The organism is Streptomyces sp. YS-3, assembly GCF_045257485.1.
GTDB lineage: Bacteria > Actinomycetota > Actinomycetes > Streptomycetales > Streptomycetaceae > Streptomyces.
On the sequence record NZ_JBJHPC010000227.1, the window covers coordinates 1 to 10,711 of the forward strand.

The 10,711-nt window shown below is 72.7% G+C and carries 7 protein-coding genes and 1 pseudogene; 2 read left to right on the plus strand and 6 right to left on the minus strand.

Translation table 11 applies throughout. From position 1 onward, the window contains the following. Positions 1-812: pseudogene (locus ACJA3G_RS19380) on the plus strand (hypothetical protein); the annotation flags it as partial. Positions 813-968: 156 nt separating this feature from the next. Here the strand turns inward: ACJA3G_RS19380 and ACJA3G_RS19385 are convergent. The 4 genes from ACJA3G_RS19385 to guaA form a co-directional block, all read right to left on the minus strand. Further along, on the minus strand, positions 969-1,499 hold the full coding sequence (locus ACJA3G_RS19385) for a DoxX family protein (RefSeq protein ID WP_406554276.1): 531 nt from the start codon (positions 1,497-1,499) through the stop codon (positions 969-971). Positions 1,500-1,637: 138 nt separating this feature from the next. Further along, positions 1,638-2,882 carry a hypothetical protein gene (locus ACJA3G_RS19390; protein ID WP_406554277.1) on the minus strand — a complete coding sequence of 415 codons (1,245 nt, stop codon included), beginning with the start codon at positions 2,880-2,882 and terminating at the stop codon, positions 1,638-1,640. A 120-nt stretch (positions 2,883-3,002) separates the two neighbouring features. After that, positions 3,003-3,806, minus strand: a complete 804-nt coding sequence (locus tag ACJA3G_RS19395) for a class II aldolase/adducin family protein (RefSeq protein WP_406554278.1) — start codon at positions 3,804-3,806, stop codon at positions 3,003-3,005. 116 nt (positions 3,807-3,922) lie between these two features. Further along, complete coding sequence (gene guaA / locus ACJA3G_RS19400; RefSeq protein ID WP_406554279.1) at positions 3,923-5,512, minus strand: glutamine-hydrolyzing GMP synthase; 1,590 nt, start codon at positions 5,510-5,512, stop codon at positions 3,923-3,925. 305 nt (positions 5,513-5,817) lie between these two features. On the opposite strand from guaA, the gene ACJA3G_RS19405 reads away from it, so the two are divergent. Beyond that, positions 5,818-6,105, plus strand: coding sequence for a chorismate mutase (locus ACJA3G_RS19405; RefSeq protein ID WP_406554280.1), 288 nt, complete (start codon positions 5,818-5,820; stop codon positions 6,103-6,105). A gap of 924 nt (positions 6,106-7,029) precedes the next feature. On the opposite strand, the gene ACJA3G_RS19410 is transcribed toward ACJA3G_RS19405, so the two are convergent. Together ACJA3G_RS19410 and ACJA3G_RS19415 are read right to left on the minus strand one after the other, a co-directional pair. After that, complete coding sequence (locus ACJA3G_RS19410; protein ID WP_406554281.1) at positions 7,030-8,874, minus strand: GMC oxidoreductase; 1,845 nt, start codon at positions 8,872-8,874, stop codon at positions 7,030-7,032. 43 nt (positions 8,875-8,917) lie between these two features. Then, positions 8,918-10,534: a succinic semialdehyde dehydrogenase gene (locus ACJA3G_RS19415; protein ID WP_406554282.1), complete on the minus strand. Its 1,617-nt coding sequence runs from the start codon at positions 10,532-10,534 to the stop codon at positions 8,918-8,920. Positions 10,535-10,711 lie beyond the last annotated feature (177 nt).

Genomic DNA, 10,711 nt, shown 5'->3' on the forward strand with positions numbered 1-10,711 from the left:
CCCCCGCCTCGCCCTCCTGGTGGCGCGACCCGATCATCAAGGACGGCACCACGGGCCCGGTCGGCACCGGTTATCTGTGGGGCGCCGACGACGCCGACCCGGCCGTCGGCCTCGCGGGCGCCGGTGCGCGTGCCAGGAAGGCGGACCGGGCCGGCAAGGCGGCCGACCGGGCCACCCGCGGCCCGCGTTCCATCGGCGGGTTCGTCTTCCTGCTCGCCCTGCTCGCGGCGGGCGCCGGCACCGCGGGCGCCTGGAGCCACCAGCCGCTGGGCACCGCCCTCCAGATCGGCCTGGCCGCGGCCCTCGCGGTCTTCGGTCTCGGCCTGGTCATCAGCGCGTTCGCGGGACGCACCGGGTTCGGCACGCTCTTCATGGCGGTCCTCACGGCCGCCCTGCTGGCCGGCGCCTCGGCGCTGCCCAAGACCATCACCACCCAGTGGACCAGGACCGACTGGGCCCCGGCCGCAGCCGCCGACGTACAGCCGTCGTACGCGCTGGGATCGGGCGAGGGCACCCTCGATCTGAGCAGGGTCGTGGTGCCGGCCGGGCAGAGCGTGCGGACGCGCGCGGAGGTCGGCGCCGGGCGGCTCAAGGTCGTCGTGCCCCTGGGCGCGACCGTGAAGGCACACATCGTGGTGGGCGTCGGAGACGTCCAGCTGCCCACCGAGAAGCCGGAGGACGTCGACATCCAGCCCAACCAGAAGAAGACCGTGACCCTGCCGCCGCCCGCCGGGGCGAAGCCGGCCGGGACCCTGGAGCTCGATCTGCACGTCTCCATCGGCCAGGCGGAGGTGGACCGTGCCGCGTCATGAGTTCCGGCCGGGGCGGCTGGTCGCGGGAGTGGTCATGCTGGCCACCGCCGCCCTGTTCGGGGGTGATGCCGCCGGCGCGTGGCAGACGCCCTGGTACGAGGCGATCCCGCTGGTCTGCGGCGGGCTCGGCCTCGCCGGGCTGGCCAGCTGGGCCGGTTACGCGGTGCGCAGACGGCGCCGCGACGCCAGCCAGGCGTCGGCGGACAGCAGCGGTGTCCCGGCGAGCACCAGCGGCAGCCAGGCCATCAGATAGGCCAGGTCGTTGCCGTAGTAGTAGGGCGTGGTCGCCCAGCTCACGGTCAGCCACAGGCTCAGCGAGATCAGCGCGCCGCCGAGCGCCGCGAGCCGGCCGAACAGGCCGATCAGGATGCCGAGGCCCACGGCCACCTCGCCGATGGCGATGGCGTATCCGAAGCCGACCGGGCTCTTGAGCGCGAGATCGACGAGGGCGGGGATCGCGGAGCTGTCGCGCACCGAGTGCATCAGCTCGCCGATCGAGCCGCTGCCGCTCGCCTTGAGGGTGGTGGTGCCGCCGGTCATCTTGTCGAACCCGGCGTAGACGAACGTGACGCCGAGGAAGACGCGCAGCGGCAGCAGCGCGTACCTGCCGGCCGTCTCCCGCAGCCCCCGCGAGCCCCCGCCGGTGGTCGTCCCGCCGCGTCTGCGGGCCAGATTTCCGTGTGCCATCGCCGTTCCCGCCTTCCGTAACCCCTGTCACCAGACCATACGTACGGAAGCGGCGGCCGGCTCAACCGGTTCACCTCTCAACCGGTTCGCCGCTCCGCCCGTTCACCTCTCAACCGGCTTTCGGCCGGGCGGCGCCGCTCAGTCGGTCACGTCGATGGTCACCCGGTTCGTCTCCAGGCCCGCCGCCGTCACCACCCGCACCTCCACCCGCCCCGGCTCGACGTCCACCGGGACCGGCACGGTCAGCACGGTGTCGCTGGGATTGGCGAAGCCGCCGGCGACCGGCACCAGCGGCACATGGACATGGACGGCGCCGATCCGCACGACCATCCGGGCGAGGCGGTCGGGGGTGCCCGCTCCGGGCGGTACGAATCCGACGCCGCGGATCTCGATGTCGTCACCGGTACGGATCGGCGCGTCCAGGTCGCCCGCCTCGCGCGCCCGGACCACCGAGAGCACGACGGGACGACCGCCTTCGGCGTACTTCCCCGCGAAGTACGTCAGCGCGGACACGGCCACCAGGAAGGCCAGCGCCCACGGCAGATCGGGCAGCCGGTCGGGCCGCCGGGCCAGGCGCACGGCGGCGAACAGCACGGCGACCGTGGAGACCAGGACGTACTGGACGTCCGCGAAGCTGCCGCGCCCGGCGTCGTCGGTGAGCAGATCGGCGGCGCGCGGCCGTTCCGCGCGCACCTTCTGCAGCCGCTGGCCCGCGATACGGATGGCCACCACCCGGCGCACCACCACGGTCACCGCGCTGACCAGCGCGACCACCGCCAGCAGGCCCGCGCCACGGGAGAGTTCGAGGCCGCGGATCAGCGTGTCGCGCTCCCCCGCGCGGGACGCCCCGGCCAGCCGTACGGCGAGGAGCAGCACCGTGAAGGCCACGAGCAGCACCCAGGCCCCGGCCACCGCGCGCGAGGTGGAGAGCCGGTTGTCCTCGCCGACGACCGGCGCGAGGACTCCGCCGCGCGCCCGGTGCAGCCACCCCGCGCCGCTCAGCACGACCGCCACCACCAGGGCGGCGACCAGCCCGGCGGTCCTGGCGTGGTTCCAGCCGGTGCCGATCGCGGTGAACGCCTCCACCAGGGCCAGCACCGCGACGCCCGCCCACACCACCGCCAGGGTGGCCGGCCAGACCGCGGCGGGCCAGGCCTGCCCCGCCTCGCGGCCCCGCTCGGCCAGCGTCCGGGCGGACTGGGTGAGCTCGTCCGACACCCATTGGCGGGACGCCCCGGCGGAGTGCGCGACCGCGGCGGGCAGCCCCTCCCCGGCGGCGAGACCGTCACGCTTGGCCAGGAACGCCGCCACCGCGCGCCGGTGACCGTCCCGCGCCCCGGGACCGCAGTCACCACCGCATTGCCGAGCCTCCTGCACCGCCACGGAAATCTCGCCCTTCCCTCAAGTCCTGCCGACTGTCAGGGAATTGTGCCGCAAGAAAACCACCCCCATGTCGACAGGGGCACACGACAGGGGTGATTGACGCTCCATCAAATTGACGTGTTACGACAGCAGTTCGGGCTCCGATTCACTGATCTGGCCCCACAGCGGCTGGTAGTTGATCCACGCGACGAGGTCGCTGCCCAGCTGGTCGCGGGTGGTGACCGCGTCCCGGCGCGCGATGGGCACGGGCTTCCCGGCCGCCCGCGCCAGCAGCTGCACCTCGGCGCACCGCTCCATCGACAGGAACCACCAGGCCGCCGCGTCGACCGAATCGCCCACGGTCAGCAGCCCGTGGTTGCGCAGGATCACCGCCTTGTACGCGCCGAGCGCCGCCGCGATCCGGCGCCCCTCCTCGGCGTCGACGACCACTCCCGTATAGGCGTCGAAGAGCGCGTGGTCCTCGAAGAAGGCGCACGCCTGCTGGGTGTAGGGCTCGATCAGCTCGCCCAGCGCCGCCAGCGCGCGCCCGTGCACCGAGTGGGTGTGGGCCACCGCCACCACATCGGGCCGGGCCCGGTGCACCTGGGCGTGGACCGCGAACGCCGCCTGGTTGACGTGGTGGCGGCCCTCGACGACCTGGCCCTCCCCGTTGACCAGCACCAGCCCGCCCGCGGTGACCCGCGCGAACGGGACCCCGAACGGATTCACCCAGTAGCAGTCCTCGAACTCGGGGTCGCGCGCCGAGATGTGCCCCGAGACCCCCTCCTCGCAGCCGGCCCGCGCGAGCAGCCGCAGGGCCCCGGCCAGCCGCTCCTTGCGGTACCGGCGTTCCTCGGCCGCGGTGGGGTGGACGGGCGGCAGGGTGAAGTGGAGCCGGTCCACCGGTACGGGGTCGGGGCCGGGCCGCTGCGGGAAGTCGGTCATGGCCGGGAAGTTACCGCGCGTTCTCGCAGGTGAACAGAGCCGTGCGGGAGTGGATACGACGGCGCCGCCGCACCCGTGATCGGGGGCGGCGGCGCCGGTCTGTCGCGGGGGGAGTCCTACTCCCACTCGATCGTGCCCGGCGGCTTGCTCGTCACGTCGAGGACGACGCGGTTGACGTCGGCCACCTCGTTGGTGATGCGCGTCGAGATCTTCGCCAGCACGTCGTACGGCATCCGCGTCCAGTCCGCCGTCATGGCGTCCTCGGATGAGACCGGGCGCAGCACGATCGGGTGGCCGTAGGTGCGGCCGTCGCCCTGGACGCCGACGCTGCGGACGTCCGCGAGCAGCACGACCGGGCACTGCCAGATCTCGCGGTCGAGGCCGGCCGCCGTCAGCTCCTCGCGGGCGATGGCGTCGGCCTCGCGCAGCAGGTCGAGGCGGTCCTTGGTGACCTCGCCGACGATACGGATGCCCAGGCCCGGGCCCGGGAACGGCTGGCGCTGGACGATCTCCTCCGGCAGGCCGAGCTCCTGGCCGACCATCCGGACCTCGTCCTTGAACAGCTTGCGCAGCGGCTCCACGAGCTGGAACTCCAGGTCCTCCGGGAGCCCGCCCACGTTGTGGTGCGACTTGATGTTCGCGGTGCCGGTGCCGCCGCCGGACTCCACGACGTCCGGGTACAGGGTGCCCTGGACGAGGAAGGCGACCTCGGGGCCGTCCTCCTGGAGGATCTCCACCTGGGCCTGCTCGAAGACGCGGATGAACTCGCGGCCGATGATCTTCCGCTTGGTCTCCGGGTCGGAGACGCCGGCCAGCGCGGTGAGGAATCGCTCCTGCGCGTCGACGACCTTCAGCTGCACGCCGGTGGCGGCCACGAAGTCCTTCTCGACCTGCTCGGTCTCGCCCTTGCGCATCAGGCCGTGGTCGACGTACACGCAGGTCAGCTGGGAGCCGATGGCCTTCTGGACGAGGGCGGCGGCGACCGCGGAGTCCACGCCGCCGGACAGACCGCAGATGGCGCGCTTGGTGCCGACCTGCTCACGGATGAGGGCGACCTGCTCCTCCACGACGTTGTGCGTCGTCCAGGTGGGCTCGATGCCCGCGCCCCGGTAGAGGAAGTGCTCCAGGATCTGCTGGCCGTGCGTGGAGTGCATCACCTCGGGGTGGTACTGCACGCCGTACAGCTTCTTCTCGTCGTTCTCGAAGGCGGCGACCGGCACGACGTCCGTGGACGCGGTGACGGTGAAGCCCTCCGGCGCGGCCGAGCAGGCGTCGCCGTGCGACATCCACACCGACTGCTCGGTGGGCGTGCCCTCGAAGAGCGTGGAGCCGGCCTTGGAGACGTGCAGGGGCGTGCGGCCGTACTCGCGCGCGCCGTTGTCGTCGACCGTGCCGCCGAGCGTGGTCGCCATCAGCTGGAAGCCGTAGCACATGCCGAAGACCGGGACGCCGGCCTCGAAGATCTCGCGCTCCAGGACGGGGGCGCCCTCCGCGTAGACGGAGGAGGGGCCGCCCGAGAGGATGATCGCCTTCGGGTTCTTGGCCAGCATCTCGGCCACGGGCATCGTGCTGGGCACGATCTCGCTGTAGACCCGGGCCTCACGGACGCGACGGGCGATGAGCTGTGCGTACTGGGCGCCGAAGTCGACAACGAGGACTACGTCCGGGTTGGATGCGGGCGCGGCAGCTGGGGACGCTGATGACACTGGCGGCCTTCCGGCGAAAGGAGGGGGTCGGTAATCCGATTCTACCGGGGAGCGGCGCGGAACCTTTCGTCTCACCATCCGAACCGGGATTGGCCCGCCCCGGGGCCGTCGGTCCATACTGTCGCCATGCGCGAGCACCAGACCTTCGTCTTTACCTATGGCACCGGCCCGACCGGCTGCCATGGTGATGCTGCTTGAGCTACTGACAAGCCACTTCCCAGAGCGCCCCGGGCCGACAAGGCCCGGGGCGCTCTGTCGTTTCCGGACCGTGCCGCCCCGGGATACCCCAGACCCGAGGAGTCCCCATGTCCGTCACCCCCGCGGAGAAGACCGGCGCCCGCACCGACGAGGCCGCCACCGTGATCACCGGTGCCCGTGAGCGCATCGACGCGCTCGACGACCGCATCATCGGCCTGATCCAGGAACGCATGGCCGTCTCGGCCGTCATCCAGGAGTCCCGGATCGCCTCGGGCGGGCGCCGGGTGAACCTGAACCGCGAGATGGAGGTGCTCGCGCACTACCGCGACGCCCTGGGCAGGCCCGGTACCGCGCTGGCGATGACGATGCTGGAGCTGTGCCGGGGCCGTATCTGAGGCGGGCACGGCATCTGGGTCCGGGGGCCGCGAGGGCGGCTGCCACGCGTGCGTGGGTGCGGTCCGCGCCTGGGTGCGGCGCGTGCGTGGGCGCGGCGCGTGCGGGTCCGGTACGTGGGGGGCCGGCGCAGCCTCACCCGTCCGGCGCCGTGACCGGCCGGTGTCCCGCTTCGTTGGTCAGCGTGTCCGTGCCAGCCAGGGGCGGGCCAGAAGAAACCACGCGTGGCTCCGCTGGGGCGTGTGACGTGCCGATGGCACGTCGTGGGACCTCGCCCCAGCGCGCGTGACCGGTCGGCAGGGGACAGCAGCCCGGTCACCCCTTAAAGAGCGGTCGGCACCGGGGACGCCCGGGGCCGGCCGCATCCGGCCCAGACGGTTGCGCGGCCCGCAGCCCATCCCGCACGATACAGAGACAAGTCCCCCATCACCGTACAGAGCGACCGTGAGTAGCCGATACCACCCGTGCGCCCCCCGCACGCCCGGCCGGCGATCCGACGCTCGTCCACCAGCGGCGCTGCCCCCCGGTGCCGCCCCCGCGGCACCGACGCTGCCCTGACGTCGGTGCCGACGGCCGAGGGCCCCGCGGAGCCATCCCCAGGACGGATGGCCCGATGCGGGGCCCTTCGCTCTGCCCGGCCCCGGTGCCGCGCCCCCGCCGATGGTTGCCTCGGCGGTCGCCTTTGGCGCGATCCGTACGCCGCGGGACCCCTGGTGTGACAGGGAGCACATAAGAATTCTGTGAGTCCTGGGACAACTATTGACAGGATTGGCGGGTCATTCATGCGGAACCAACGGCCCCGCCCACGCGGCGAGCGGCCCACGGACGAGCGGGGAGCGCTGCACTCGGAGGGGGGTGCAGCGCTCCTCGTTTTCTTGCGTATGGCCGAAGACGGCCCCTCAGCCCGCTCTGCCCGCTCGGTCCGCTCAGCCCACTGAGTCCGCCGGGGAACCGGCCTTGGCCGGTACCGTCGGCATCCCCAGGAACGGCAGCCGCAGCGCACCGAACGCGTCCGCCGGGACCGCCGGTGCCTTCGGTGCCACCGCAGCGACCCGTACGTACGGCTGCCCCTGCGCCGGGCGCGGGTCGGCCTCACCCTTGTTCGGCCACAGCGACATCGCCCGCTCGGCCTGGGCCGTGATCGTCAGGGACGGGTTGACGCCCAGGTTCGCCGAGACGGCGGCGCCGTCCACCACCGAGATGCCCGGGTGTCCGTAGAGCCGGTGGTACGGGTCGATCACGCCCTCCTCGGCCGTCGCCCCGATCGGGCAGCCGCCCAGGAAGTGCGCGGTCAGCGGGGTGCCCATCAGCTCCCCCACGTTTGAGCCGGCAAAGCCGTTGATCTCGGCGGCTATCGCCGTCGCCGCCTCGGAGGCCGCCCTGATCTGCTTCGGGTTCGGCGCGCCGTGGCCCTGGCGTGCGGTGAGCAGGCCCTTGCCGACGCCGTCCGGCTTCAGATACGTGGTGAGCGAGTTGTCCAGGGACTGCATCACGAGGCCGATGATGGTCCGCTCCGACCAGCGGCGGTTGCTCAGCGAGCGGGCGAGGAGCGCGGGGTGCTTCACCGCGTTCGCCAGCCAGCCCAGCGCGAGCGAGGAGCCCTCCGCGTACGGCACCTGGAGGATGGACATCCCGCCCATGGCGTTCGAGCCCCGGCCGTAGCGGACCGGCTCGATGTGGGTGTTCTCGTCGGGGTGGACCGAGGACGTGATGGCGACGCCGCGGGTGAAGTCGGCGCGCGCGGCGCCGTGCGCCTTGCGGTAGCGGCGGTTGTCGGTCTGCGCCCCGACCAGCGCCTCGGAGTTGGTGCGGGTCAGCTCGCCGAGCCGCTTGGAGAGGTAGGGCAGCTGGCCGCCCGCGCGCATCCGGTGCAGCAGGGTCTGAGTGCCGTAGGTGCCCGCCGCGATCACCACGCGCCGCGCGGTGAAGAGGCGGCCCGTGCCCTTCCTGCGGTTGTCCGTGGGCAGTGTGGCGACCGCGTAGCCGCCCCGCGAGTCGTCGGTGACCGAGACGACCGTCGTCATGGGGTGGACGACCGCGCCCGCCTTCTCGGCGAGGTAGAGGTAGTTCTCGTTGAGGGTGTTCTTGGCGCCGTGCCGGCAGCCCGTCATGCACTCGCCGCACTCCACGCAGGCCTTGCGGGCCGGGCCCGCCCCGCCGAAGTACGGGTCGGCGACCTGCTCCCCCGGCCGCGCCCTGACGGTGCCCTCGGCGTCCTGCCCGTCGCCGAAGAACACCCCGACCGGCGCCATGTGGAAGGTGTCGCCCACCCCCATCCGCTGCGCCGCCGCCTTGAGGTGGACGTCGGAGGGGGTCATGGTCGGGTTGAGCCGGACCCCGAGCATGCGCTTGGCCTGCTCGTAGTAGGGGGTCAGCTCCTCCTGCCAGTCGGTGATGTCCTTCCACTGAGGGTCGTCGAAGAACTGCTTCGGCGGTACGTAGAGGGTGTTGGCGTAGTTGAGCGAACCGCCGCCGACGCCCGCGCCGGCCAGCACCATCACGTTGCCGAGGAGATGGATGCGCTGGATGCCGAACATCCCCAGCCTCGGCGCCCACAGGTAGTTCTTGATGTCCCAGGAGTTCTTCGGCAGCGTGCCGGGCGTGAAGCGGCGGCCCGCCTCCAGGACGCCCACCCGGTAGCCCTTCTCGGTCAGCCGCAGGGCCGTCACCGAGCCGCCGAAGCCGGAGCCGACGACCAGGACGTCGTAGTCGTACGCCCCCTCGTCCTCCGGCTGGAGTTCCTGGTTCCGGGCGCGCGTCTCCTGGGGCATCGGCTCTCCTCGTACGAAACAGAAAGGGCGGGCGGGGCGGGGGTCAGCGCAGACGCAGGGCCTTCATCGCCTTCAGGCTGCGGGTCATGAAGGCCGCGTACTTCTCGTCGTCCATCCCGAAGGACGGCGCGAGCGGCAGCAGCCGCTGCTGGGCGACGGTCTGGGCCTCGGTGTACTTGAGGATGCCCTCGGAGCCGTGGCGCCGGCCGAGGCCGGAGTCCTTCATGCCGCCCATCGGGGACTGGACGCTGCCGTAGGCCGGGGCGTACCCCTCGTTGATGTTGACCGTGCCGGTGCGCAGCCGTGCGGCGACCTCGTGGCCGCGCCGGGAGTCCTTCGTCCAGACCGAGGAGTTGAGGCCGTACGGGGTCGCGTTCGCGGTCTCGATCACCTCGTCCTCGTCGGTGAACCGGTAGACGGAGACGACCGGGCCGAAGGTCTCCTCGGTGCAGACGGCCATCGGGGCCTCGACGCCCTCCAGGATGGTCGGCTCGTAGAAGAGCGGGCCGATGTCGGGGCGGGCGACGCCGCCCGCGACGAGCTTCGCGCCCTTGGCGACGGCCTCCTCGACGTGCCGGGTCACGGTCTCCAGCTGGCGCTCGCCGACCAGGGAGCCCATGTCGGCGCCGTACGCGAGGGAGTTGCCGAGCCGCATCGCCCGGGTGCGCGCGGCGAACCGCTCGATGAAGGCGTCCGCGACCGACTCGTGGACGTACAGCCGCTCGATGGAGATGCAGAGCTGGCCCGCCGAGGAGAAGCAGGCGCGGACGGCTCCCGCCGCGGCCTTCTCCACGTCGGCGTCGCGCAGCACCAGCATGGCGTTCTTGCCGCCCAGCTCCAGCGAGACGCCGACCAGCCGGGCCGCGGCGCCCTGGGCGACCTCGCGGCCGGTGCGGGTGGAGCCGGTGAAGGAGACGTAGTCGGCGTGGCGGACGACCTCGGGGCCGACGACCGGGCCCTCGCCCAGGACCACCTGGAACACCTCGGCGGGAAGGCCCGCCTCGATCAGCAGGTCCCGGGCCCACAGCGCGGTGAGCGCGGTCTCGGTGTCGGGCTTCATCACCACGGCGTTGCCGGAGACGAAGGCGGGCAGCGCGTCGCCGACGGACAGCTCGAAGGGGTAGTTCCAGGGCGCGATCTGCCCCACCACCCCGCGCGGCTGGCGCAGTTCGGTGACCTTGGTGAGGGTCGGCACCACGCCGGTGTGGCGCCTGGGGCGCAGATACGCGGGTGCCTTGCGCCCGTAGTGGCGCGCGGCCACGGCGACGGCCTGCACCTCCTCGTGGGCGTGGAGGCGGGCCTTGCCGGTCTCCAGCTGGATGAGGTCGAGGACCTCGGCCTGCCGGGCGAGGACCAGGTCGTGGAAGCGCAGCAGGACGGCGGCGCGCTCGCGGGCCGGGGTCGCGGCCCAGGCGGGCTGGGCGGCGCGGGCGCGGGCGAAGGCTCCGGCCACGTCGTCGGGGGTGGACTCGGGCAGGTCCGCCAGCTTCTCGCCGGTGAACGGCGTGTGGTTGGCCGTCCGGCCCGAGCCGGCGACTCCCCGGACGAGCTTGGCGACCACCTCGGGGGTGACCACATCGGCGGCGGTGCGGGCGCCCGCCGGGGCGGCGGCGACCGGGTTCGTACGGGTGCTGGTGGGCGTGGCCTGCGAGTCCGTCATGGGGGGAGCGTATGCCGGGCGGGGCCGTTTGGGTACCCGCCGGTAACAGTTTTCGGAACCCCCATGACCGCGCCAGCGACCACTGGCGGCATAAGCGCTGATCAGCGCGTTGTGCCCTGCTGGCCGCCCGCGAAGGCCGTGGTTCCCCGGCCGATTCCGGCGCGGGCAGGGCCGCCG